The organism is Sphingobacterium sp. UBA2480 (genome assembly GCF_002341965.1).
GTDB classification, from domain to species: Bacteria; Bacteroidota; Bacteroidia; order Sphingobacteriales; family Sphingobacteriaceae; genus Sphingobacterium; species Sphingobacterium multivorum.
Map to the genome: position 1 here is coordinate 716,630 of NZ_DDPA01000007.1, position 26,384 is coordinate 743,013.

A 26,384-nucleotide genomic window follows, 5' to 3' on the forward strand; every position below is an offset into this window, starting at 1 on the left:
AAATAACGGCTCTATGTATATCATGTAGGAGCCATTTTTATGTTTTTTTATGTGGTAAATGTTTCTTTTGATATGCTGAAGGTGACATATTTGTCTGTTTTTTGAAGAAATGAGAGAACGTAGCGGAGTCCTCAAAACCCAATTCAATTAGCGTAGTCTTGATTGGATTGGCCCCCAAACGCAGCAGGTGCATAGCTTCCTTTAACAAACGATTATGAATCAGTTTGAGGGGGGTAGTCTCCATGTATTGCTGTGTTTGTATCCAAAGAGTTGTTGCAGTTATATTCAATAAATTTGCGTAATAAGCGACATGGTGTTCTTTTTTATAATGAAGTTCTATTAATTCAAGAAAGCGATTGAGGATGGCTGGATAAGTGTATGGTGCTAAATTATCGATGTGTTTGGTTAAGGAGCGGTTAATCTCTAGTAAGCTAGTACCCAAACGTGATAAAATGAGTGATAATAGTGGCTGATAACGAGAGAGTTCCTCACGGATCTTATCGAATTCATAGCGAAGCCTCTCAAATTCATATGCTGCGATCTGAAGTATCGGATAATCTTTAAGAAGTTTTATGTTGATTGAAAGCGTATGACATAATTTTTCAAAATTTTGCCAGGGAATTCTAAAATGATAAACAGCGGTTTCTTTGAAAAAATAGAAAGAACTTGACTGACCAGGGAACATTAAATGAATTTGATAACCCATTATATTAAGTTGCCCCTGATCAATCTGACGGATACCTCCTCCCGAGTGTATTAAGATAAGGGTCAGCACCTCTTTGCTTTTGAGCATATGGCAGGTGTGTACTCTGATATTCCGCATTCGATATAAAAAACCGAGATGCTCTACCTGTTCGTCGCATGTTGTTATGTTTGCAGTATTAAACATAGTTATTTTGGTCTGAGAGGCGTTAAATGCACGATTTGTTTATTCAATTTTGCGATTCTTATCTAACGATTATAGGGATATTCCTGTACCCAATGGAACTTGCGCTGCTTTAATTCGAAAGTTTGCACGTCTTGTTTAATCAGTTTAATTTGCGCTGTATGGTCATCGAAGGCTTTTGTCAGAAGAATATTTCCATCTTGGTTGATTTGATAATCAAATTGATAATTGTTTAAGGTGATTTTCTTCCCCGCAGCATCAATTACAACGCTCTCTCTTTGCGGGCTATAGTCTGTGTTGCGTATTAAGACCTTATTGTTATCAATTTCGAAAACAATAAGTCGCCAATTTTCGGGGATTGTTTTGCGTGGTGTTCCCGCTTGATCAATACGGTAGATTCCATATAGTGGTGACTTCGTTAGGTACTCAGCGATCATTTTTTTTGTACTTAATATGCCCATGCCCTGTTGCACTATAAAGAGAAGTAACACGGCCAATTTGATGATAAACAAACTTTTTCTTTTCCAGCTTTTATTGAATAGGGGTTGTTGAATAGGAAGTAACTGTACAGGTTTTCCTGAAATAAAAATTTCGCACAATGCTTTTAAGTAGGGAAGCAGTAGAAATATGGAAAATAGCAGGAGTGCTGTGGAGACCATTTTGACAGGAACATCATAAAAATAATTAACAGCCATAATATTGATACTTGTCGCAACCGTAATAAGTGCACCCAAAACCATCATTTTTCTGAAAAGCAATAGGCCAGATAATATTTCAATTGAACCGATGAGTATATTGTAGCCTTGAGAATAACCGATATAAGTCCATGCGAGGCCCATGGGGGAATACTCGCCCAATGGCTGCAGGAGTTGTGTTAACCTCGGCGGCTGCATTTGCATATAGAAGACTTTGATGAGACCATAGTTGATGAGCATAAAAGCAACATAATAACGTATTGCTGTGGTTAACCAGTAAAAAAGGATCCTATAGTTCGCTCTTTTTCGATCTAATATGGACCATAAAGCTGCCCCGACTAATGCTAGTAGGAATAAGATCAATAAGGATATCCAGGCATAGGAGGTATCCCCACTTCCGTTGATGAAGATGCTGTGGTCGTAAGAATAGCCCAATATATTTTCTGCAAACCAGGGAGTCAACTTTTGCATAAAATGGTTGAGGGGAGAGCTGATATAGCCATATAATGGATAAGTGCCGTTGTTGAAAACAAGAATAAACGACAAAATGAAAATAAAAGAAAATCGAAAACCTAATTTTCTAAAGGCAGGCCAACGTTCTGAACCGTTTTCGTTAAGAATAAGCATGATTAAAGTTTATAGTATTTAAGTTAATATTTTTTGGTAAAATAGACCGTATGTTTGTTGGAATAAATAATCGATTAAATAGTAAATAATCATTACGCTATATTTGGACAGAAGTTTTTATCTTGCTCCTAAAAAATAAGAATCATGGACAAGATCAGAGAATATTTCGAATCGCTCGTTGTCATGAATGATACGGACTGGGAGGTGTTTTCTTCTAAGCTTGTTAAGATGGAGTTTCCAAAAAAATCACTGATTTTGGAAATCGGAAAAACTGAACAGTATTTATCTTTTATTGAAAAAGGAATTGTACGTTTCAATATCCCAAAACTGGACTATGATTTTACTTTTGGATTCGCTTTTGAAAACTCTTTTGTAAGTGGGTACGATTCCTTCTTGACACAGCAGCCTTCATCGTATCATCTCGAGGCAATAACGGATTGTATTTTATGGCGGATATCGTTTGAGGATCTCCATGCGGTATATCAAACAACAACGGTTGGGAATCTAATTGGTCGGAAAGCGGTTGAGGACATTTTTCTAAAAAAAATGAAACGGGAACTGACGCTACTCGAAGATTCGGCAAAAACCAGGTATATCAATTTGTTGCGTGAGCAGCCCGAGCTGATTCGCAATATTCCCTTAAAATATCTGGCTTCTTATATTGGTATTAGACCGCAATCATTGAGCCGAATCAGAAAAGGCATTTATTAACAAATGTTCATTGATAACAAAAAGAAGGGTACCTATTTTTGTTATAAAAAAGATGAAACCATTTTTTGTATTGATCGTTGTCTTTGTTGTCTCCAATTTAAGTACCCTGTTGTTGAAAGGCACGGTGGATTATTTTTTTTCTGGCAAAATAGCACTAGCCGTTATGTTGCTGTTTACATCATTGGGGCATTTATTATATACGGAGGGAATGACCTTGATGCTGCCCGAATTTATTCCATTTAAAAAGGAAATGATCTATGCAACCGGACTGTTGGAAGCCCTTGCTGCTATTGGGCTATTTGTTCCACAGGTAAGCCGTATGACTGGGATACTTTTGCTGGTTTTTTTTCTGTTGGTATTACCCACAAATATCCGGGCAAACTTGAAGCATATAAATTATGAGACGGCTACTTTCGATGGACCTGGTCCAAACTATTTGTGGTTTCGTATTCCGTTTCAAATCTTGCTTATCGCTTGGACTTATTATTTTGCGATTCGTTAAATCAAGTTTCTTAACTAAAATATAGCATTAAATTAATACGGGATTGTTTAGTTTTATTTAACAATTTTTTATTTTTGCTAAACTTTTAGGTTTAATCAAATGAAAGAAGCAATTAAGATGATCGTATTTGACATGGCAGGTACGACAGTGAACGAAAATAATATTGTGTATAAGACGCTTAGAAATGCAATAAATACGGTAGGAGGCTATGAACTTACATTAACGGAAGTATTGGCGCATGGCGCAGGTAAGGAAAAGTTACAAGCGATCAAAACAGTACTTAAAAATAGCCTGAATCTTGTTGATGATGAATTGGCACAACGCATGTTTACGTTGTTTTTAGGGGAGCTGGAGCATGCTTATGAAGTAGAAGAAATTTATCCAAATACGAATGCTGAGGAGCTTTTTGCCATATTGAAAGACCGTGATATCTTACGTGTGTTGAATACGGGATATGACCGAAAAACTGCGGAGTCGCTTTTAGAAAAGCTTAACTGGAAAGTAGGAAAGGATGTAGATGCATTAATTACAGCGTCTGATGTGCCTCGAAACAGACCCTATCCAGATATGATTGAATTAGCGATGCAAAAATTTGAAATTGCTGATCCAGGTGTTGTCGTAAAGATTGGAGATTCTATTATCGATATACAGGAGGGGCAGCAAGCAGGCTGTGGTTTAAGTATCGGTATCACAACCGGTGCACATAATGTGGCTCAACTCAAATCCGCAAATCCCGATTATGTGATTGATGATCTACTGGAAATTGTTCCAATACTTGAAAAGAAGAATATCTCCAATACAGTTGTCTAGTTCTTTGACACTGTTGAATAAAAAAGCGGGTATTTCTTGTAGGAAATACCCGCTTTTGATTGCGATATGATCCACATGCTATTGCATTTGTATGCCTTCCATTGAATTCTGGTTTTTGTTTTTCTTAAACATGTTCATATCCATTTTTCCGAAACGGTAGGAAAGATTCAATTTGATCAACTGCGGATTGGAAAGTCGATAATAGGTTTGAGAGAATCCTTCACCCGATGAAACAATGGTATTGCCACGTGTTCTGAAGATATCATTGATGGCCAATGTTGCGGAGGCAGCCTGATTTTTCAAGAAGCTTTTCTTGATGGCAAAGTCGATACCATAGAATGGTTTGATATAGCCTTGGGAAGAGCTTTGTGCCTGGTTCATTGGTGGGCCGAATGTCTGGCCCTGTGTAACTGGCATATTTGTTTTGCCTTGATATTCAAAAGCAAGCTGTAGGTTCCAGTTTTTCTGTAAGTTGAATGTATTGTTCAATTTTCCAAATACTGTCCACATACCTTCCGACGGTGTTTTCTCATCAACTTCAATTTTAGAATTGTAGAAGTTGAGGTCTGCTGTCAGATCCCACCATTTTTTGAGATTATTGGTATACGTGAATTCGGCCCCATAATTTTTGCTGGAATTGGCATTGATATAGGTATTAATGAAATCCATTTTGTTCGTCACCGGATTGAGTTCCTGTGTCAGGTAACGTGTAATTAGGTTGTTTGTAGATTTATAGTATACCGTTGCCAAAAATGTACCTTTTCCATGTGTACGACTGTAAGAAAGTTCGCCCGAAGTGGTGAATTCTGGTACAAGATCGGGGTTACCACGTGTAATATTTAAGCTGTCTGTGTAGTCAACAAAAGGGATAAGCTGAAAGAAGTTCGGACGGTTGACACGACGGGTTACGCTCATCTGTATTTGGTCTTTTTCGGTTAGCTTTTTGCTCAGGAACAAAGAAGGAAATAAGCTAAGGGGGTACTTGTTGTGAAACTTTTCATTTGTGTTCAAAAGTTCGCCGTCGTACGTTGAGCTTTCTGCGCGCAACCCAACTTTATAGGATACCCAGTCTTTGAGATTTCCTCCAAGTGAGGCATAAGCTGCATAGACACTGTTTTTATTGTTATAGTTGGCTGAAGCTGCGGTGATATTTTCAAAATCCTCCTTATCCACTGCTTTTAAGGAATTCGTGTTGAGGTTTTTGAGTTTATTGATCTGGGCACGCACACCGGTCTCGAGTTTCATGCCATTTTTGAACGGTTTGACATAATCTGCCTGCACAGTCATAAATTTATTGTTGCCGGAGCCGTTGTTTTTTTGGATCTGCGTTCCGCTGACCTCATCGCTGGCATTGCGATAATTGGTCGTATATAGACCATTTGAGGTGTTATTACCGCCAAAGTAATTGAAATCGACAGACAATTCTTCGCCTTCAGTTTTGAATTTTTGGACGAGACCAGCTTGCAGGCCACGTGGTTTAAAGCTTCTTTCAGATTCGGAAATGCGATCGCTCATTGAAGTACTGCCCCCTGAAGTGGTGGAAATTGCTGAATTTTCATTAGGCTTAAATTTACCCTGAACCAACACTCCGGCGACAGATAGCGTTGTTTTGGGACTTAAGTCGTAATCTACGCCAAGCCGGCCAAAGGTAATCATACCTTTTGTTTTTCCCTCGATATCTTGATCTACTGTCGATTCTATGCCATTAATTGTACTGGTACGGTGGCTGTCGCCCTCGGTGTTGGTCCGCATGCGCATATTCATTCCCGTCAGTGAGATGTTGAATTTATTCTGACGCAGATTTAAACTACCCATAAAGTTGGTCCCGCCAAAGCGGTCGCCACCTAAGGTGACCATACCATTGTATCCAGCTTTCTTATTTTTTTTCAGAATAATATTGAGGATACCGGCCATACTTCCAGAAGCGTCGTATTTGGCAGATGGATTTGTGATGATCTCGATTTTATCAATGACATCAGCCGGAATTTGATCCGGTGTAAGCGTGGTCGGTTTTCCGTCAACAAAAATCGTTGGCGCTGCATTTCTCAATTTTACATTACCGTCGATATCTACTTGTACAGAAGGCATATTGCGGAGTACATCGATTGCTGTACCGCCAGCCGCGACGATATTTTTCTCTACGTTGAAGACTTTTTTGTCGATATCCATTTCGAGTAATGCCTTGCGGCCAGTCACGGTGACTTCATCGAGCTTACGGTTGTCATTTTCCAGTTTGATCGCGCCGATATCTTTGGTTGTTTTTCCATCGGTATAGTCTACAGCTAGATCAATCGGTGCATAGCCTACAGAGCTAATTTTTAACTTCCATTTTTCTTTTGGTGAAATGGCTGCGAAATTGAATTTTCCATTTTCTGAAGAACTGGTACTTTTTACGAGAATTTCCCTTTCTTTACCTGTAGCTTGATCCTTGATGACCTTCAATAAATTCACGGAAGCTTGTGCGATCGGTTTCCCGTTGTCGTCCACAATTTGGCCGGAGAGCTGGCCTTCGGACATGGCGAAAGCAGGACGACCGCCTGCAGGGGCTTGAGCGTGTACAGAAGCAACCGCAGTTGCCATTAGTGCTATTGCTATAAATCTTTTCATTTTTTCTTTGCTATGCTATCGGCTACGCGGATTAGGCTGTTCGACAGTACGCAAATTTGAAAAGGATTTTTTAGCTATGCAATCATCTGTAGACCAAAGCGTCGAATGTGTAGACGAACGGATAATTGTATCGATTCAATTTGTACCTGTAGCATTAGATAAACTGTTCGATATTTTTAATATATTTTTTACCGATAGGAAGGGCAGTTTCGGGTAAGGTGAGTTTGCTTTGACCGATCTGTTCAATACGATTTTTGTTGACAATAAAAGAATTATGTATGCGTAGAAAATCGACTGTAGGTAATATTTTTTCCATCCCTCGGAGGTTGCTGCGCGTAAGAAGTGGCGATTCACGGTCGACCAGGTATATTTTCACATAGTCTTTCAAGCCTTCGATGTAGCTGATTTCATGGAGGAAAATTTTCGTCTTTTTGTATTCTACATTGACGATAATATGATCCTGTTCGGGTAGCTGTTTTGCACGGAGCAGCATACTTTCTTCCACTTTTCGGACTGCGGCTGCGAGTCGTTCTTTTGAAATGGGTTTAAGCAGATAATCTACGGCATTTAGCTCGAAACCTTCAACAGCATATTGGTGATAGGCCGTGGTGAAGATAACTAAGGGGCGTGGGGTGAGTTCGCGAATAAACTGCGTACCCAATTGATCGGGCATTTCAATATCCAGAAAAATCAGATCGATAGCGTGATCTTTTAAATAGTCTTCAGCTTCGGCCGTCGCATTAAATTTACGGGCGACTTCGATTTGCTCAAAATTCAATAAGTCGTCTTCTAAAATGTTGAGCGCGAAGGGTTCATCATCGATTAGTATACATTTAATCTTCATCGGTCATCAGTTTTAAAGTCACTTCGAAATCTCCAGCATCGGTTTTTCCGATCCTGAGGTCATGTCGGTTGGGATACAGTAATTGTAATCGTCTGCGTACATTGGTCAGTCCTATCCCTTCGTTTGGACGCGGTTCCGTATGTTGTAAAATGCTATTGCGAGATATAAAGATAATGCCACCTGGAGTCTCCTGAAATTGAAACTGTATCTGTGGTTCAGTTTTGCTATCCACACCATACTTGAATGCATTTTCCACAAAATGGATGAAGAGTAATGGGGGGATCATTCTATTTTTGACTCTGTCTTCGATATCTAGTGCCACATTTCCTTGAATAGGAAGACGAAGGGTCTGTAAGGCGATAAAATTGCGCATATGGTCGATCTCTTTAAAAAGTTCGACTTTGGGGCCGTCTACTTCGTAAAGTATGTAGCGTAGCATTTCGGACAACTTAACAATAGTGTCTTCGGAATCTGATGATTGTTTACGAATAAGCCAACGGATATTATTGAGCGTATTGAATAGGAAATGTGGGCTGATCTGAAGTTTTAACATCGTTAGTTCTGCCGTTGTTTTTTCAAGCGCAATCTGTTTGTTGAGCTCCTTTTGTCGGGCTTGCTCATCGTAGAGAAAGATCATCGAAGAGGTGATCATACAGAGTGAGTAAATAATGCCCGGGCCGATGACCAATCGTACGAAAAGAATATTTTCCTTGCTCAGATGAGCGAGCTCCCCATCTGGATTAAAATAGACTATACAGTAGTTCAGTGCTACATAGGTGGCGAATCCAAGTGCCATTAATAGTACAAAGATCTTTCTGCGACCAAAAAAATAGGTAGGTGCAACAACGTAGCAGTGCAAGTAAAAATGAGTAGCCAGGAACACAATATTTACTAAATGCGATAATGCCGAATAAGGCTTGAAATCCGCGATTTTATCCGGCTGGTAGAGGTACGTAATAAAGGGCAAAAGCAGTAATATGGTCCAGATGACAATATGTAAATAGAATTTTCTGAAGAATCTGCCGATCATGTTATATCTAATTAATCCCCTTACTTTTGGATAAGACCAAACTTAGATAAATTGCTTTTTATATGCAATATAAATACGTTTATAGGTAAAAACAATTATTCATCAAAGCTGTTCTCCGAAGGTTATCATGATCTGTTGTCAATCGATATGGTGTTATAAACATGAGCAGCTATTAAATGAAATGATGTTAAAAAGAGGTTCAGGAAAGAACACGAAAACGGGAAATAGGCTGGACTGTTGGAAATAGTTTTGTATTTTGCAGGTATAAACTTTGTAACGTGACGTTCAATCCAAACCGATATCAGCATATGCCCTACAGACGCTGTGGGAAGAGTGGCATTCTCTTGCCAGCCATTTCATTGGGGCTTTGGCAAAATTTTGGTGAAACCGATATTCAAGCGGTGTTCCGCAAAACTTTGGTGACCGCTTTTGATCACGGGATTACCCATTTTGACCTTGCCAATAATTATGGTCCGCCTCCGGGAAGTGCAGAAGAGAACTTTGGACATATATTGCGTAGCGATTTTGTGGGCTATCGTGATGAACTTTTAATTTCCACTAAAGCGGGATATACCATGTGGCCGGGTCCGTATGGTGACTGGGGAAGTCGTAAATATTTGATGGCCAGCTTACACCAGAGCTTAAAACGGATGAAGCTCGATTATGTGGATATATTTTACCATCATCGACCGGATCCGAATACACCGTTGGAAGAGACGATGGTCGCATTGCGAGATATTGTTCATCAAGGAAAGGCCTGCTATGTGGGTTTGTCCAATTATCCTCCTGATCTTGCTCAGAAAGCTGCTGCGTTATTGCGTGCAATGGGGACACCATGCCTTATTCATCAGCCTAAATATTCGATGTTGGTGCGGACACCTGAGGAGGGGCTTTTGGATGTGCTGCAGGCAGAAGGAATCGGAGCGATCGCTTTCTCTCCTTTGGCACAGGGACTGTTGACCAATAAATACTTAGGTGGCATTCCGGCAGATTCGCGCGCTTCGAAAGAGCATTTTTTGAAAAGTGACATGATCACTGCTGAATTGATGGAGAAGATAGACCGGTTGAATAATCTGGCGATACAAAGAGGCCAAACATTGGCTCAAATGGCAATTGCATGGTTGTTGAAAGATGAACGTGTAAGCTCCGTTTTGGTAGGGGCGAGAAATAGTGAGCAACTGGTTGATTCACTCAAGGCCCTGGACAGGCTAGACTTTACGGCGGATGAATTGGCACTTATTGATGCTATTCTGAAGTATAATTAATCACCTAATTGATCGTGTCATGTTTGCTTTTGAAGCACAATTGGAAATTATCGGTATCAATCCTTTTGTTTTTGTTCCTGCTGATATTCTGGAAAACGTATTTAAGGATGCGGGAATGAACAAAGGTTATATTCCTGTGAAGGGAAAAGTTAATGAAAAAGATTATGTTCAGACCTTGCTGCGATTTCAGGGGGAATGGAGACTGTACATTAACACGGTTATATTGGCGAACTCGCCGAAACGAATCGGCGAGACCTTAACCATAACAATCGCTTTTGATCCGGAAGACCGGACTATTTTGCCTCATCCAGAACTCGAAGCAGCATTTGCGCTAAATAATGATGCACTAAAGGTGTTTGATGGATTGTCTCCATCAAAGCAAAAGGAAATTATCCGTTATATTTCTAACTTAAAAACTGCGGATAGTCGAAGAAAAAACATCGAAAGGGCGATCGGTTTTCTATTGGGTAAAAATCGATTTGTGGGGCGTGAAAAGCCCTAAGAACTCAGACCAGTACTTCCATGTATGTCCTGTAATTACGGCCAGATATAGGGAGAATTGGTAAGAATTTTAGTGATAATTTGAATATACTTATGGACAATCCTAAAATAGTATGGGGTATCATCGGCTGTGGTGATGTCACAGAAAAAAAAAGTGGACCTGCGTTTAATCAGATAAATAATAGTCAGCTAATGGCTGTCATGCGAAGGGATGCGGCGAAAGCTGCTGATTATGCTAAGCGACATCAGGTACCCCTATGGTATTCAGACGCTGACGATTTACTTGATAATATCGATCTCAATGCGATTTATGTCGCAACGCCACCGTCCTCTCATCTCGCGTATGCACTATCTGCCCTGCGTAAAGGGAAATCTGTTTACGTTGAAAAGCCCGTTACGTTAAATGCGATAGAGGCTGAATCATTATTGGCGGAAGTAAAAAGCAGTAACGGGAAATTGGTTGTTGCGCATTACCGTAGACAATTGCCTTTGTTTCTAAAGGTTAAAGAGCTTGTTGAAAACGGTGAAATTGGCCAGCTAAGGACGGTGCAACTCCGTTTATGGCAAAGCAGAACGCCCGACCTGGTAACTAAAAGTGGCGGAGATTGGCGTACTGATCCTGCTGTTTCGGGCGGCGGCTACTTTTTTGATTTAGCCCCTCATCAATTGGATTTGATGCTTTACTTTTTTGGAATGCCGATTTCATACGATGGTTTTAGCTTAATTCAGGATAGGGACAGTGCTGTTGCCGATCAGACCACAGGGACCATTTTATTTAATAATCAGCTTGTTTTTCATGGAAGTTGGTGTTTTAATGTTGCCAAAGAAAATCAGGTAGACAGTTGTGAAATTGTTGGAAGCCTTGGTCGTATTTGTTTTTCCATTTTTGGAAATTCAGTTGTTATCGAAACAGGGGATGGAGAGCAGGAATTCAGATTTGACCATCCCGAAAATATTCAATTGCCGATGATTTCGCGTGCGGTAGAGTATTTCAGCGGCATCGGGCCAAATCCATCTCCGATTGAGGAAGCCTTGGTCCTGATGCAGATCATCGATAACTTTTCGACAATAAGGCAATAATATTTTGCTTTGCTGATAAGCTGTAGTCTTTAAGGATGAAGCAGGTATAATGGAAAGCCTATTTGGAAGATAGGTATGATTTCGGTCTTCCAAATAGGCTTAATTTTTCTGACAGTGTCTGATCTTATTAGCCACAAAGAACCTTCAGTTTGCTTTCATTACTGTTGGTGTCTGCGAAGTTAAGAAGGTTTTATTAAGTATTCTTTCTTTTGAATGGACCCATTGGAGCAATGAGTTCTAAGTTGGTGCCATAAAGAGGTGCACCGAACTGATCTTAAAAGCAATTAATAGATCGCTACTGGATTGACATTGACCTGTGTGGATCCTACATATAAGGGCTGTCCAAGGACAAATAGAAATTCCCAGACTTTTTCTTTTACCAAGGGGCGTGTATCGATTAATTCAAGATTGTATATGCCACGTTTGGCCAATAAAAACTGATTGATTGGAAATTCCTCGTTGGTATTGGGGTTTGGATATACTTCGGATGCCCATGTGTCTCCACCAAAAGCAACGATACCTTGATCTGCTAGCCATTTTGCTGCATCCATGCCGATACCGGGTTCAGTTTCCAGGAACTGTTGGTTGTTGTTGCCGATCAATTCCAACCAGCCCGTGTTGAATAAGACGATGTCACCTTTTTTGATCGTGATCCCTTGTTTTTTTAACACCGATTGAATGGCTTCAACGGTAAATTCTGTACCACCGGGAACGATATCTTTTCCATAATAGGCTGTCATATCCAAGACAATAGCACGGGTTACCAGTGGTGGGACTTTTTCTATTCCAAGTTTTTTAACGCCTTCTACCGTAACGAAATCCTGCGCTTTGTTGCCATTGTAGTAGATATTGTTGATTCCGATATGTCCAATACCGTTCAATTGGGTGCCGACACCGGTCCAGGCATTTACCAATTCGTCGTTGAAAGTGAATTTATTGGGACCAAGTGTTGCACCAGCCTGTTCTCCGGGTTGTATATTATACAAGTTAAAACTACGGTGGCGGAAAGCTGGGAGCTGTTTGTTTACAGGGACAGCAAGAGGGACAGTTTTTCCCTTTTTGACAAGTTTTAATGACTGTAGCACCAATTTTGGTGATATTAAATTGGCAGCTCCGATCTCGTCGTTCTTACCATAAGCAGCATGATGCCATGTACTATCTGTTGGGTCTACCAACAGTGTTTTATTTTGCGCATTGCTTTGCAATGCTGTGAGTGACAGTACCCCCATGAGGAGTACTGTCAACTGATTGAATTTTTTCATCGTTGAATATTAAATTTTTGCTAATGCAAGATTGATAAAGGATAGTTCTTCTGCGGTAAGCGTGATGTCGATGGCCTGCGCATTTGCGATGGCCTGCTCTGCATTTCGGGCACCTGCCAAGACCACAGTGATCGCCGGCTGCAAACTAGTCCAGCGTAATACCAATTGGGAAAGCGTGACACCTTTGTTTGCGGCAATTGGACTGATGGTATCCAAGAAGGTCTTTACTTTGGCCAGATCAAATTGTTGGAAATAACCATTGCGGTGATCGTTTTCTTTTAATTTACCAGTATTGAAATATTTACCGGTTAACAAACCACGCTCCATAGGGCTATATACAATGATACCCAGATCATTTTCCTTTGCGTAAGGAACAAGGTCCTGTTCGATACCTCGGTTCAGCATGCTGTAACCAACTTGATTACTCGCTATATTGAGGGTTTTTCGTGCTTCTGAAACTTGATCAACGCTATAATTGCTGACGCCGGCAGCACGGATCTTACCTTGTTGTAAAAGAAGATCCAAGGCTTCCATCGTTTCGGAAATCGGAGTTGTACTATCTGGCCAGTGAATCTGTAGTAGATCGATATAGTCGGTGCGTAAGCGTTTTAGGCTATTCTCTACTTCCTGAATTACACTAGCTTTTGATGCATATTTATAAACTGGAATAGTTTTACCAGCTTCTTCTGCGTCAAAGAAAAATTCACCTTTTCCTTGGTTACTACCGTCCCATACCAAACCAAATTTGGTCAATACTTGTATTTTGGTCCGATCATAACCTTGAATTGCCGCACCGATCATTTCTTCACTCAAACCAAAGCCATAAAACGGGGCTGTATCTAATGTAGTGACACCGTTGTCGATCGATGCTTTCACAGAATCAATAGAATCTTTCTTTTCATTGCCGCCCCACATGTTGCCGCCAATTGCAAAAGCTCCGTACGTAATTGCTGATAATTCTAAATCTGTTTTTCCTAATTTTCTGTATTCCATTTTTTATTTTTTATGTCTCTTGTTAAATTTTATTTGTCGTTCTGATGCGCCTTTTTTTACTAAATAAATCTGTTCGAAAGGATGCTTACTATTATCTGAATGATTGATGGCACAAAGTTATAACGGTATTTTTTATTATTAAAATAATTTAAATTAGGTTATTCTATTATTTTTATGATATAGTGCTAGATCCTTTTTTTGAAAAGCGCCAGCAGATTTCTGTTAACTTTTTCTTGTACATTCCTACACAAACTAGTAGATTTATATAGTGTGGTAGGTCCTGTTAGTACTTACATTTTTATTGGGATAACCGTTCAGTAAAAGAATATCTATGCAAACAGTTGAACAATTTAAACCTGATGTGATTATTATCGGAGCGGGTTTAGCAGGGCTTACAGCAGCAATGGAGGTTACCAATGCTGGTAAGAAAGTGCTTCTTGTGGATCAGGAGACAGCTGAAAATCTTGGTGGTCAGGCCTATTGGTCCTTTGGTGGGCTTTTTCTTGTCAATTCATCTCAACAACGTCGTATGGGCATCAAGGATTCTTTTGAACTGGCTCGGCAGGACTGGATGGGAACTGCAGGATTTGACCGCGAGGAGGATTATTGGCCGCGACAATGGGCAGAGGCCTACCTGAAATTTGCGACGGAAGAGAAGGCTGCTTACGTCGCTAAGCTCGGTATTAAGCTGATGTTTATGGTCGGTTGGGCTGAGCGCGGTGACGGATCGGCCTCGGGGCATGGTAATTCCGTTCCTAGATTTCATGTTAGTTGGGGGACTGGAACTGGCGTTGTGAAACCTTTTGTGGATAAAGCTTTTGCTGCGGAGGAAAAAGGTCTGCTGCGGTTTTGCTTTCGACATCGCGTGACAAAATTGCTAACGCAAGATGGCGCGGTCTTCGGAATTGCGGGCGATGTTTTGGAAGATGATAACAAAGCAAGGGGTGTTGCTACCAACAGAAATATTCTTGCAGCGTTTGAATATTATGCAGATCAGGTCGTTATTGCTTCGGGAGGGATTGGAGCAAATCATCAATTGGTACGCGAAAATTGGCCTGAACAATTAGGGAAAGCACCAGTGCAAATGATTTCAGGTGTTCCCGCCTATGTCGATGGAAAAATGATTGGAATTGCCGAAGAGGTTGGGGCTCATATGATAAACCGCGATCGCATGTGGCATTATACGGAAGGGATTGAAAATTGGAATCCAATATGGCCTATGCACGGCATCCGTATTTTACCTGGGCCGTCTTCATTGTGGTTTGATGCCCGCGGTAATAGGCTTCCAGCTCCTTATTTACCTGGATTTGATACCTTGGGTACACTCAGGCACCTGCAAGAGACAGGCTTTTCTTATTCCTGGTTTATCCTGACACAGAAGATTATCAAAAAGGAGTTTGCTCTTTCAGGTTCAGAACAGAATCCGGATATCACCAACAAGGATTATAGGTTATTTTTGAAACGCATTTTTGGGAAAAATGCACCTGGACCAGTTGAGGCTTTTAAGGAAAAGGGACCTGATTTTATTGTTTCGGACAATCTAAAGGATCTGGTCGCTCGTATGAATCGTTTGACAGGCGAAGATCTTTTGGATTATGAAACGATTAAAACGCAAATTGAAGCGCGTGACCGGGAGGTCGATAATAAGTTTTCAAAGGATACGCAAGTAAATTACATTCGAAATACACGAAACTACCTTGGTGATAAATTAGGTCGGGTGGCAGCCCTCCATAAAATCCTGGCGCCGGAAAATGGACCGCTCATTGCGGTACGTCTCCATGTGTTGACGCGTAAAACCTTAGGCGGTCTCAAAACGAATCTCCATTCGCAGGTACTAACAAAGGATAACAAGGTGATAGCGGGTTTGTATGCAGCAGGCGAGGTGGCTGGATTTGGTGGTGGCGGCATGCATGGTTATCGAGCGTTAGAAGGTACTTTCTTGGGCGGTTGTATATTCTCAGGCATGAAAGCCGGACAACATATTGCGCGTTTGCCAAAGGCAGCATTTACCTAAAAAATGTTTATGAAAGTCGATCCTTTTCTTTATAATGCCAGCTTTTCCATCCGATGTTGTTGCCGGATAGCGTCGGCCCAGGCCATCGGTGGTTACATTTAACGTTAAAACAACATTTCTAGTAGGCAATCAATGCGATGTTTGCCTATTCAGATCAGAGTAAGAAATTATTAAGTTTTTTTCTGGATAGAGCGCAGCGTTTGAAGAAGAACAGAAACAAGTACAAAAGCGAGCCCCACATAGAAAGAAGCATTGACTTGTTTGCCTTCGTTGAAGAATAAAAAAGCAATGATAATCGAATAGATGGGCTCAAGATTGAAACTCAAATTGACCGTAAATGCAGATAGCTTCTTGAGTGATTCGGCAAAAAGAACATAAAGACCAACCGTACAAAATAAAGACAGCAAGATTAAATAGATCCCATCAGAAAAGCTTGGTATAAAACGTTCGGTGGGAAATAAATAATAGAAAATAGGCAGTCCAAGTCCCAATACAATGGTTCCACTAAGCATTTGATAATAGTTGAGTAATTTACTATCATATTGTTTGACCAATCGCTCATTGTAGATGGTATATAGGGCCGCGAAAATAGTTGAAATTACACCCAAAATAATGCCCACTTGATAAGAGCTATCAAAATGAAAGATTAAACTGATTCCGATCAAGGTCAACATGCTTAACATCAGCTGCGCCGCACTAAATCTTTTTTTATTGATGATAGGTTCTAGAATGGCTGTGAAAAAACTGGTCAGGCAATAGCACACTACGCCAATGGAAATATTGGAAAACTTGATACTTCCATAGAAAAATATCCAATGGATGGTGAGCAATAATCCACCTCTTGCAATATTCAGTATATCTTTTGTCGATTTTAATCGCTCAATCTTGAATAATTTGAGGACAACGAAAAGAATAAGTGTTGAAAGTAAAACCCTAAACCACACGAGTGGTATCTGATTGAGGGTAATGAGTTTGCCGAAAACTCCGGTGAAGCCTGCGAGCAGTACCGCGGTATGAAGTACTAAATATGATTTTTTCATAAAAAAAATGTCTTTCCCATAAAGGGAAATTTAAAAGCTAAATAAATAGTTAATCCTTGTATCATCCGAATTTGCTCCTGATCAGATATCATTATTCGTTTGACATTGCGCTATGTTATTTTGCTGGTGGAGAAAGACAAGTTCTTCGGTCCATGGTTTTATGCTAGTTTTTAACAAATATAGAAATTATCTACGGTATTCAAAGTCCTTTATTTCAGCCATTTTGTTGGATTAATATTCTTCATCCTAAAGACTAAATCTTATATTAGTGATCTCACTAGGGGGATGCCCAAGATAATCGTCTTCCTAGTATTGAATATGCAATATCAATATAAACCAAACTAAACAATGAAGAGGAAAGAATTTATTCGAAATACGAGTCTGTTGGCGGCATCGGCACTTTTTGCACAGACGAAAGTATTCGGTTTTCAAGCTGATACGGTCCGTGTGGGGCTGATCGGTACCAACGGTATGGGTTGGTCTAATCTGAACGCTATCTTGAAAGTACCAGGCGTGCAGTGTACGGCATTATGTGATGTCGATGAAAATGTTTTGAAGAATCGCGCTGAGGAACTAAAGAAACGCAATATTGATGTGAAGACTTACATCGATTATAAAGATCTTCTGAAAGCAAATGACGTTGATGTTGTTATTGTCGCTACGCCCGATCATTGGCATTGCATGCAAATGGTTGATGCTGTTGCGGCAGGAAAAGATGTATATGTCGAAAAACCGATTGGCAACTCCATTCGGGAATGTGAAATTATGGTTGCAGCTGCTAAAAAGTATAAACGTGTTGTACAGGTAGGGCAGTGGCAACGAAGCCAACAACATTTTAGAGATGCGATGGATTTTGTTCATAGCGGAAAATTGGGAAAGATACGCCTTGTTAAGGCTTGGGCTTATCAAGGTTGGATGAAGAGTATTCCGGTTCAGGCAGACGCTAATGTTCCTACTGGAGTACATTATGATAAATGGTTGGGGCCAGCCCCAAAACGTGCATTTAATCCCAATCGTTTTCACTTCAATTTCAGGTGGTATTGGGATTATGCGGGTGGCCTAATGACCGATTGGGGTGTACATATGTTGGATTATGCGCTGATCGGAATGAAAGTGTCAGATCCTGTTTCGGTAATGGCTGCTGGCGGTAAATTTGCTTATCCCGACGACGCCGCTGAAACACCAGATAGTCTAACAACGGTGTATGAGTTTGATGGATTTAATGTTCAATGGGAGCAGGCGACAGGTATAGATTTGGGCCCTTATCAGAAGACTCACGGCGTTGCTTTCATTGGTAATAATGGTACCTTGGTCGTTAATCGTGAAGGCTGGGAAGTTATTCCCGAGAAAGGACGAATGGACGCTGTCTCTTTCCAACGTTCGCAGGACAATGGACTGGACAAGCATATGGTTAATTTCGTTGAAGCTGTTAGAAAGAAATCAGTAGAAGGTCTTCATGCTCCGATAGAAGCGGGGGCTCATATTGCGATATTCTCACAGATGGGAAATATTGCATACCGTTCTAAAAAGAAATTGTTTTGGGACAAACAAAAGCGCAGTTTCAATGATAAAGATGCGGACGGGTACTTAGCGAAAGTTTATCATAATGGCTATAATCTGCCCAAAGTCTAGGGAAATATGGGTATGAAAGGTATCGTATTGGGGCTCGCTCTGGCGACATTGTCTGCAAAGCAAGTTTCGGCGCAACAGATGGAAAAAATGTGGGATGGTCAAGGAGGAAAAAATTCCATTTCCCAAAATAGAGGGAAACTGTTCCGTGACGGCAAATATGCGATGTTTATCCATTGGGGAATCTATTCGCAGCTGGCAAATACCTGGAAGGGGAAAACGTTTTATGGCATAGGGGAATGGCTCATGAACAAGAGCATGGCCAATATCCCCGTCGCTGACTACATGGCCGCGGCGGCGTCATTTCATCCAGATCATTTTGACGCTAAGGCGATCGTACAGCTTGCAAAAGATGCGGGGATGCGCTATATCGTGATTACGAGCAAACATCACGATGGATTTTCGATGTTTCATTCGAAAGTGAATTCGTTTAATATTGTTGAGGCGACCGATTTTAAACGTGATCCGATGATTGAGCTCGCGAAAGCCTGTAAGGAAGCGGGGATCGGTTTTGGCTTCTATTATTCGCAAAATCAGGATTGGACTTATCCCGGTGGAAACGGAGGTCCGAAGGTAGATGCTGCTGGTCAGCCGAAAACATTTGACGATTATTTTTGGGAGAAATGCTATCCTGAGGTGAACCAGATTACGACGCAGTATGGGCCGATAGAACTGGTCTGGTTCGATACGCCTGGTGGGATGGATAAGAAATACGCCCAAAAACTTGTCGAATTGGTTCATAAAAATCAACCTGGGGCTTACGTGTCGGGACGTGTTGGACACGGACTTGGTGATTATTCTACTTTGGGGGATATGGAAGTACCACGGCAGAATGTTCCAGGTCTTTGGGAGGCAGTCGATGTAACCAATGACTCTTGGGGGTATGCTTGGTACGACAATAATTGGAAGAGTGCCCGTGAAATCTTGTCTCGTACATTGTCGACTATTAGCCGGGGCGGGACTTACATGTTAAATGTTGGGCCTAAACCAGATGGGACTATTCCTGAGCCAGCGAGCTTAGCTTTGCGTGGTGCTGGTGCGTGGATCCGAAAGTATCCAGCGGCCGTTTATGGTGCGCAAGCTTCACCTTGGGGGCACGCTTTGCCTTGGGGGGATGCTACTGTACAAGGACGTAAAATTTCATTATTGGTCTATCACTGGCCAACTAATGGAAAGTTGTTTGTTCCGGGCCTAACAAAGGGGATAACGTCGATCAATCTTTTAAACGCAGATGGGAAGAAAAAGTTAAATTATACGACCGATGGAAAATGGTTGGAGATCAATATCCCATCGGTAGCTCCAGATCCACTGGTTTCTGTGATTGAGGTCGTTATGCAGGGGACACCTCTTATTGATAAAATGTTGGGTGTCGATCCGGCGATGGAGACAATTCTTCCTGTAGACTTTGCCGAAGTTGAAGGATGCCATAAAACCGGGAAATCCTGGATGGAGAAATTCGGTGAATGGAAACATGTGGTTCAAGTAGGGCAATGGACTGGTCAAAGTAAACTAACGTATGCTATAGACATTGTTAAGCCAGGCTATTATCAAGTTGATCTAAATTATACGGGGCAGGGGAGAGTGGTGTGGAAGATTGAAAACTCGACTGGAGAGATCGTGCAGAATCAACAAGCCGCTGCTTCTGGGTATAATTGGTACCCATGGGGATGGATGAAATTTAAAGCCCCAGGAAGATACAGCGTTACTGTTTCATTTCTTGAAGGTGATGGTGACAAGGTCAGTCTCAGTGCACTTCGATTTAAACCTGTAGAATAGGCTGCTGCTGTCTATTTTACAGGTTTTTCAGTCATCAATTTCTGTGCTTTCTGCTTTAATTGATGATATTCCCAAAAAAATCAAACAGGGATTTTTAGGCAGGCATTCGATTCAGCTAGTCTTGCATAAGAGTCTGTATTTTCTCAATAGAATCCTCATTCTCCAAAAACTCAAGATACGGTAACAAAGGTTCGATATCTTTTTTGTCCATTGTTTCTATGTCTTCAAATAAAGCATTTACAAAATCACTGCAAAAAGATTTGCCAAAGCTATACGTGATGATTCTCGCAAGATCATCACAATCGATTTCCGTGGCATTCAGATTAAATACAAGTTCAGGTATTTCGTAGTCGCCTTCTGCCGGATAGCCGATATACCTAAACATGCTTTCCTTCCATACACGAAATAGAATTTGATGCGAGACATGTTTTCCAAAGTATTCGAACACCTTGGAAAGTAGATCACAAGCTGCCTCCTTCTCAAAAACACCGGTAATGCTTTTGTCAATCAATTCAGCATAAGGAATGAAAATCGAGCTATCGAAATGAACATCAAAATTAGCGGTAAGCATAGCCAATATATGTTCTTTGGGCTGGATTCTTAGAAGTTGTCTTGCTGTTAATGAGGTTAAGTTGTGCTTTTGTTCTCGACCGTGGCTATCGGGGAGGAGCACGGTGTGTTCTTTGTCGAGGAGCGAGATGACGAATTTCCAGTCTTCGGGCCTTTTGAGAATCCTGCAGTTCTGAGCGAGATAACCGCTTCTTTTTGGGTCAGGTTTCTTGTCTCCGACAATAACTTCTCCAGGTTGAATAACATGTTCTGGAGGAACTTTAAACCTGCGTATATGCACAAAGAGTTCTTCTCCGGAAGGTAACGCAAGAGTACCAAATCCTTTGTTATTGTCGAACCATTTGACAGCGCCGATAAACATGGCTGGAGTTGAGTTTTGTTTCAATAGCATAAAGGTAATGAATAAATGCATTTATTATGCATTGAAAATGAAATATTTGTAATTATTTGCCGTGAAAGACTTTTAACGGATCCGATGGATTCTTAGTCTACATGGTTAAGAACGCTTTCTAAACAGCCAAAATGTTCGTAATTTCAATAGAAAGCGACAATCAAATTAGTGGGACGGAATTGGACAGGAGTCAAAAGGCGTTTTGAAAAATCGATTGAGAGAATAATTTCATAGCATTTTTTGTCGCCTAGGCGTAATTTTGAGCTAACTTAGTCTGTTGAAATCTGTTCTATAAAATCGTTCAATAATATAACGTATCCTATGCAGTCTGTAATTGTCAAATCTATTCTCAATAAAACAAAACAAAGAGATCCTTGGTTTCTTGACGATTACACCGTTAACCCTTATAGCGGATGCTCGTTCAATTGTTTATATTGTTATATCAGAGGTAGTAAATATGGTATTAATATGGCCGAAAAGCTAAGTGTAAAGCGCAATGCGGTGGATTTGTTGGACCGAGCCCTAGCGCTTCGTGCCCGTAAAAAACAATATGGAATAATTGTATTGTCGTCTGCAACGGATCCTTATTTGCAATTTGAGCAAACCGAGCTACTGACGCGGCAATTATTGGAAATTATACTACATTATCGTTTTCCAGTGCATATTATCACCAAATCGGATCTAGTAAGTCGGGATTTTGATTTGTTGAAGCAGATCGATGCTGAAGCGATACTCCCATTGGATCTGCAGGGTAAATTGACACATCGCGCTTTTATTACTTTTTCCTTTTCAACCATCGATATGGAAATTGCCAGCATATTTGAACCAGGTGCACCATCGCCTGAGCTTCGTTTGAATACATTGAGTGAAGCACGTAAGATGGGATTGTGTAGTGGCGTAAGTTTAATGCCTTTGTTGCCCTTTATTTCGGATACCGGAACTCATCTTGATCAGATGTTTGGGACTTTTCGATCCATTGATGCAAATTATATTTTTCCAGCAACCTTGGCCTTGTATGGTTCTGATCCTGGTGACAATCGGACGTTGGTTATGCGTGCGGTTGAAAAACACTATCCACAACTCGTGGAAAAATATCAACGATTGTTTGGTGCGGACGGCAAACTTCCTAGCTATTATCGACAGGCATTTGCGGAAAAGGTTAAGGGACTATGTCTGCAATATGGACTTAGGGACCGGCTGACGAATAATGATCCCTTATAAATTCCTGGGTATTTTTGGCGGTTGATCAATACCAAAGTAGCTTTTTCTCCTTCTCTGTGATGTGTGTTAAGTTGAGCCTTTTGCATTTTTTCCTTATTGATAGGCCATTTAAGTTGAATGTGACGGTCTTGATTTTAATCTTTTTAAAAAGCAATCTTATTCCGTAGTAAATACAGGTTTTTAGGTATGCTAACTGTTTGAATTTTAGCTTTTAATTGTATGTTTTCGCCCTGACTAAAACCGATAGAAAACAGATGTATTGGATAAAGGATTTTTTATGACGAAGTTTTACGTTAAAACGAAGAAAATAATTAACCTAATTGTTTAAGTGTTTTGTGAAATAAGTGATCCCTCGCTTTGTTGTTTTTTGTATTGTATTGTTTCAAATATGTTACATTTTATTTCGTATAAGGTTTTTGTGAATATTATTTGTTTAATATTATTTAACATGTTGATTGATAGTGTTTTGATTCATTATGTCAAACTGATTGGTTCTTTGTTTTATTAAAAAATTAAAAAAGACATTCTGTTTCGTGTTAAAATTGTATTATCTTAATATTAATTTAACCAATTGTCGTTTAATTGTTTAGTAATGCTTTGTTAATAATTTACAAATATTAAATAACCTTTCTTTGTAACCGAAGAAAAACAAAACCAAATTCATGAAAACGAAACACGTATTACTTCCTGTAATGATCGGGATGTCTCTCGGCGCGTGGGCCAAGAGCAAACCTGTCTTTCTGACATCTATTCCGGATGTTGAAATTTCCGCCAAATTTCAGGGGCCTATTCGAGGCATTGTAAAAACAGCAACCGGTGAACCTATCTCGGGTGTGTCAATTTTTAATTCAACTACTGGCAAAACTACGCAAACTGACCAACAAGGTGCTTTTGTCATCGAAGGGAAAACTGGGCATACATTGCGCTTGTCGATGATCGGTTTTGAAACACAGCACGTAAAAGTAGAGGCAATACCTTTAACCATTCAGTTACTTTCGACAGATCAATCCCTTGATGAAGTAATTGTTGTCGGGTATGGTAAGCAAAAAAAGGTAAACTTAACAGGTGCTGTTACTCAGATTGATGCGAAGATACTTGAAAATCGCCCAGTTGCCAATGCAACTCAAGCTTTGCAGGGAGCAATACCAAATTTGAATATTACTTTTACCAATGGCAGGCCAGGAGGGGAAGGAAACGTTAATATCCGGGGTTTCGCTTCGATAAACTCAGCTAATGCACAACCTCTTATTCTCATAGATGGAGTTCCAGGAAATATCAATACGATCAATCCCCGTGATATTGAATCGATATCCGTTTTAAAGGATGCTTCGGCAGCAGCGATTTATGGCGCTCGGGGGGCATTTGGTGTTATGCTCGTAACAACCAAAAAAGGAAAGGCCGGAAAAATGAACATTAATTACAGTAATAATTTTGGTTGGTCTGGACTGACGGTGCGGACAGATTTTATGACGAGCGGTTATGATGCTGCTAAACTAAATGATGAAGCTTTTATTCGTGCCACCGGTAATAGTTATACGGGATATACAGAAGATGACTATGCTGAACTATTGAAACGAAAAACAGATCCTAGTCTGCCTTCCGTAGTGGTTCAGAATAGAAATGGAAAAGATCAATATGTATATTATGGCAATACAGATTGGTGGAATGAGATGTATCGAAAAACACAGACCTCAATGGAACATTCGTTAAATTTCTCTGGCGGTAGTGAAAAAATTGATTACTATGTGTCGGGGCGACTTTATGAAAAAGGGGGGCTAATGAAAATTAACCAAGATAAATTCGATGCTTATAATGTTCGATCGCGCATAAATGCGCAGGTTACCCCTTGGTTGAAGGTAAGTGCAAATACCCAGCTGAATTACCAAAACTACACCTATCCAGGATGGGCGACAAGTCCAGATAATAACAATAATTTTATTTCAACAACGGTACACGCTTTACCATCTTATGTGCCCATGAATCCCGATGGTACCGCAACCTATAGGACGGAACTGAACAATTATAATATTGGCGATGGTATATATGCAGATTTGTTGCATGGAAAGTCAAAAGGTGGCGAGGATAAATATGAGTTTATCAATATGTTTGAGACTGTATTTCAGTTGGCGCCAAACTTGACCTTAACGGGTAATTATACCTTTACTTATAATCCGATCCATAACTGGAATAGAAGAACGTCCGCTCCTTGGTCTGTTTTTCCTGGTGTGATCAATTACTTGGGAAATGATACATATACCGAAACGATCATCAATAGGCCAAAACATTCACTCAACCTATTCGCCAATTATAGCAAGCAATTTGGAGATCATCAGTTTGCCGCCACGGTAGGCTTTAACCAGGAAACCACAGGATACAAACGAATCGGCGGTACGCATACTAATTTGCTGTCGGAGGATTTGAATGATTTTGCGCTGGGGACTGGTCAAATGCAGTTACTCGGGAATGCAAATACCTGGGCATTACGAGGCTATTTTGGAAGGTTGAATTACAATTATAAAGGGAAGTACCTGTTGGAGGTGAATGGTCGCTACGATGGAACGTCTAAATTTCCATCCAGTCAGCGATATGGTTTTTTTCCCTCTTTCTCGGGCGGATGGCGGATTTCGGAAGAGTCGTTTATGGCTAATCTGAAGCCTGTTTTGAATGAAGCTAAATTTAGAGTCTCCTATGGGGCGTTGGGTAACGCACAGGAAGCTACTGAGTATGGTTATATCCAATTGTTGAATGCGGGATTGTCCAATTACATAACCAATGGTACAAAAACACAATATCTGAGTGCACCAACTCCAATTTCGGCTGATTTAACCTGGGAGAGAACGAATACATTAAATTTCGGAACGGATCTCGAATTTTTTAGAACTCGACTGAGTGTATCTGCTGACTATTTTATTCGAAATACGCTCGATATGTTGATCCCGGGCAAAACATTGCCAGCGGTTTTTGGTTCGGCGTCGCCTCGGACAAACGCTGGAGACCTAAGAAATAAAGGCTGGGAGGTTTCTGTGGCTTGGCGTGATCAATTTGACTTGGATGGAAAATCTTTTGGCTATAATATTGGGTTGGGATTGTCGGATTCTAAAGCGAAGATCACACGTTTTGACAATAAGGAAATGCTGCTAAGTAACTATTATGTCGGCCAGACTTTGGGCGAAATTTGGGGGTATAAGGCTGATGGTTTTTTTCAGTCTCAGGCGGAAATCGACAATTGGAAAGTTAACCAGGATTATGTGGATAAACAACGATTGGCAGCACCGGGAGACTGGTCCAAGCTTCATCCTGGAGATTTGAAATTTGTTGATATTGGTGGAAAGGATGGCGTTCCGGATGGAAAGGTTGATGCTGGAGACAATACATTGATGAACCCTGGGGATCAAGTGATCATTGGGAACAACAGAGCCCGTTATACATTTGGTTTTAATTTGGGGGCAAATTGGCAAGGATTCGATATTTCGGCCTTCTTTCAGGGGATAGGTCGACAACATTGGTGGCCTGGAGCAAATGCAGATAAGTTTTGGGGACCATACTCAAGACCGTACTATTCGTTTGTGCCGAAGGATTTTGAACAGGATATTTGGACGCCTGAAAATACAGATGCCTATTATCCATTGTTAAGAGGCTATATTGCCTTGAATGATCGTGGATCTTTGAACGTCAAATCGGATCGTTACTTACAGGATTTGGCCTATATACGACTAAAAAATCTAACCGTAGGCTATACGGTTCCTCAGGCCTGGCTAAAGCGCGTGAAATTGGCCAATGCGCGGATTTATGTGTCTGGTGAAAATATTTGGACTGCGACTAAGCTCCGTTCCAAATATATTGATCCCGAACAGTCGGCTCAAGAGGTCAACGGAAGATCATATCCAATCTCTAAAACATTTTCATTTGGTCTAGATTTAACATTTTAAT

The 26,384-nt window shown here is 40.6% G+C and carries 20 protein-coding genes; 11 read left to right on the forward strand and 9 right to left on the reverse strand.

From position 1 onward, the window contains the following. Window positions 1-37: 37 nt before the first annotated feature. Together B3600_RS16115 and B3600_RS16120 are read right to left on the reverse strand one after the other, a co-directional pair. Window positions 38-889, reverse strand: a complete 852-nt coding sequence (locus B3600_RS16115) for a helix-turn-helix domain-containing protein (RefSeq protein WP_286753688.1) — start codon at window positions 887-889, stop codon at window positions 38-40. A 62-nt stretch (window positions 890-951) separates the two neighbouring features. Then, complete coding sequence (locus B3600_RS16120) at window positions 952-2,208, reverse strand: hypothetical protein (RefSeq protein ID WP_286753689.1); 1,257 nt, start codon at window positions 2,206-2,208, stop codon at window positions 952-954. A 144-nt stretch (window positions 2,209-2,352) separates the two neighbouring features. Here B3600_RS16120 and B3600_RS16125 point away from each other — a divergent pair, with 144 nt between their 5' ends. From B3600_RS16125 to B3600_RS16135, 3 genes are all read left to right on the forward strand, one after another. Then, window positions 2,353-2,919 carry a Crp/Fnr family transcriptional regulator gene (locus B3600_RS16125; RefSeq protein ID WP_286753690.1) on the forward strand — a complete coding sequence of 189 codons (567 nt, stop codon included), beginning with the start codon at window positions 2,353-2,355 and terminating at the stop codon, window positions 2,917-2,919. Window positions 2,920-2,971: 52 nt separating this feature from the next. After that, window positions 2,972-3,421 (forward strand): DoxX family protein, encoded by a 450-nt coding sequence (locus B3600_RS16130; RefSeq protein ID WP_286753691.1) that lies wholly within the window; start codon window positions 2,972-2,974, stop codon window positions 3,419-3,421. A gap of 99 nt (window positions 3,422-3,520) precedes the next feature. Then, the gene (locus tag B3600_RS16135; RefSeq protein WP_159333110.1) at window positions 3,521-4,231 is read left to right on the forward strand and encodes an HAD family hydrolase; all 711 of its coding nucleotides are present in this window, start codon (window positions 3,521-3,523) and stop codon (window positions 4,229-4,231) included. A 78-nt stretch (window positions 4,232-4,309) separates the two neighbouring features. Here the strand turns inward: B3600_RS16135 and B3600_RS16140 are convergent, their stop codons facing one another. The 3 genes from B3600_RS16140 to B3600_RS16150 all read right to left on the reverse strand — a co-directional run bounded on the left by B3600_RS16140 (window position 4,310) and on the right by B3600_RS16150 (window position 8,712). Beyond that, complete coding sequence (locus tag B3600_RS16140) at window positions 4,310-6,838, reverse strand: TonB-dependent receptor domain-containing protein (protein WP_286753692.1); 2,529 nt, start codon at window positions 6,836-6,838, stop codon at window positions 4,310-4,312. A gap of 154 nt (window positions 6,839-6,992) precedes the next feature. Next, window positions 6,993-7,682: a LytR/AlgR family response regulator transcription factor gene (locus B3600_RS16145; protein ID WP_286753693.1), complete on the reverse strand. Its 690-nt coding sequence runs from the start codon at window positions 7,680-7,682 to the stop codon at window positions 6,993-6,995. Continuing rightward, window positions 7,672-8,712, reverse strand: coding sequence for a sensor histidine kinase (locus tag B3600_RS16150; RefSeq protein ID WP_159333108.1), 1,041 nt, complete (start codon window positions 8,710-8,712; stop codon window positions 7,672-7,674). The genes B3600_RS16145 and B3600_RS16150 overlap by 11 nt, the downstream gene beginning before the upstream one ends. 308 nt (window positions 8,713-9,020) lie before the next feature. Between B3600_RS16150 and B3600_RS16155 the strand changes: the two genes are divergently transcribed. The 3 genes from B3600_RS16155 to B3600_RS16165 all read left to right on the forward strand — a co-directional run bounded on the left by B3600_RS16155 (window position 9,021) and on the right by B3600_RS16165 (window position 11,558). Continuing rightward, complete coding sequence (locus B3600_RS16155) at window positions 9,021-9,977, forward strand: aldo/keto reductase (protein WP_201640178.1); 957 nt, start codon at window positions 9,021-9,023, stop codon at window positions 9,975-9,977. Between the two features lie 19 nt (window positions 9,978-9,996). Continuing rightward, window positions 9,997-10,479: a YdeI/OmpD-associated family protein gene (locus B3600_RS16160; protein WP_286753694.1), complete on the forward strand. Its 483-nt coding sequence runs from the start codon at window positions 9,997-9,999 to the stop codon at window positions 10,477-10,479. A gap of 92 nt (window positions 10,480-10,571) precedes the next feature. After that, window positions 10,572-11,558, forward strand: a complete 987-nt coding sequence (locus B3600_RS16165) for a Gfo/Idh/MocA family protein (protein WP_286753695.1) — start codon at window positions 10,572-10,574, stop codon at window positions 11,556-11,558. Between the two features lie 284 nt (window positions 11,559-11,842). On the opposite strand, the gene B3600_RS16170 is transcribed toward B3600_RS16165, so the two are convergent. Continuing rightward, window positions 11,843-12,820, reverse strand: coding sequence for a cyclase family protein (locus B3600_RS16170; protein ID WP_083296044.1), 978 nt, complete (start codon window positions 12,818-12,820; stop codon window positions 11,843-11,845). 9 nt (window positions 12,821-12,829) lie between these two features. Continuing rightward, entirely contained in the window at window positions 12,830-13,813 is a 984-nt protein-coding gene (locus B3600_RS16175; protein ID WP_046675368.1) for an aldo/keto reductase, read from the reverse strand. Window positions 13,814-14,144: 331 nt separating this feature from the next. Between B3600_RS16175 and B3600_RS16180 the strand changes: the two genes are divergently transcribed. Further along, window positions 14,145-15,827, forward strand: a complete 1,683-nt coding sequence (locus B3600_RS16180) for an FAD-binding dehydrogenase (protein ID WP_286753696.1) — start codon at window positions 14,145-14,147, stop codon at window positions 15,825-15,827. Window positions 15,828-15,997: 170 nt separating this feature from the next. Here B3600_RS16180 and B3600_RS16185 read toward each other — a convergent pair whose 3' ends face one another. After that, window positions 15,998-16,867 (reverse strand): DMT family transporter, encoded by an 870-nt coding sequence (locus tag B3600_RS16185; protein ID WP_204991028.1) that lies wholly within the window; start codon window positions 16,865-16,867, stop codon window positions 15,998-16,000. A 348-nt stretch (window positions 16,868-17,215) separates the two neighbouring features. On the opposite strand from B3600_RS16185, the gene B3600_RS16190 reads away from it, so the two are divergent. Both B3600_RS16190 and B3600_RS16195 read left to right on the forward strand, forming a co-directional pair. Continuing rightward, a complete protein-coding gene (locus B3600_RS16190) occupies window positions 17,216-18,499 on the forward strand; it encodes a Gfo/Idh/MocA family protein (RefSeq protein WP_286753697.1) in 1,284 nt (427 codons plus the stop codon). Window positions 18,500-18,511: 12 nt separating this feature from the next. After that, complete coding sequence (locus B3600_RS16195) at window positions 18,512-20,272, forward strand: alpha-L-fucosidase (protein WP_286753698.1); 1,761 nt, start codon at window positions 18,512-18,514, stop codon at window positions 20,270-20,272. Window positions 20,273-20,387: 115 nt separating this feature from the next. Here the strand turns inward: B3600_RS16195 and B3600_RS16200 are convergent, their stop codons facing one another. Further along, entirely contained in the window at window positions 20,388-21,254 is an 867-nt protein-coding gene (locus B3600_RS16200) for a cold-shock protein (protein WP_286753699.1), read from the reverse strand. 300 nt (window positions 21,255-21,554) lie between these two features. On the opposite strand from B3600_RS16200, the gene B3600_RS16205 reads away from it, so the two are divergent. Both B3600_RS16205 and B3600_RS16210 read left to right on the forward strand, forming a co-directional pair. After that, window positions 21,555-22,454, forward strand: a complete 900-nt coding sequence (locus B3600_RS16205) for an SPL family radical SAM protein (RefSeq protein WP_286753700.1) — start codon at window positions 21,555-21,557, stop codon at window positions 22,452-22,454. Between the two features lie 662 nt (window positions 22,455-23,116). Beyond that, a complete protein-coding gene (locus B3600_RS16210) occupies window positions 23,117-26,383 on the forward strand; it encodes a SusC/RagA family TonB-linked outer membrane protein (protein ID WP_286753701.1) in 3,267 nt (1,088 codons plus the stop codon). Window position 26,384 lies beyond the last annotated feature (1 nt).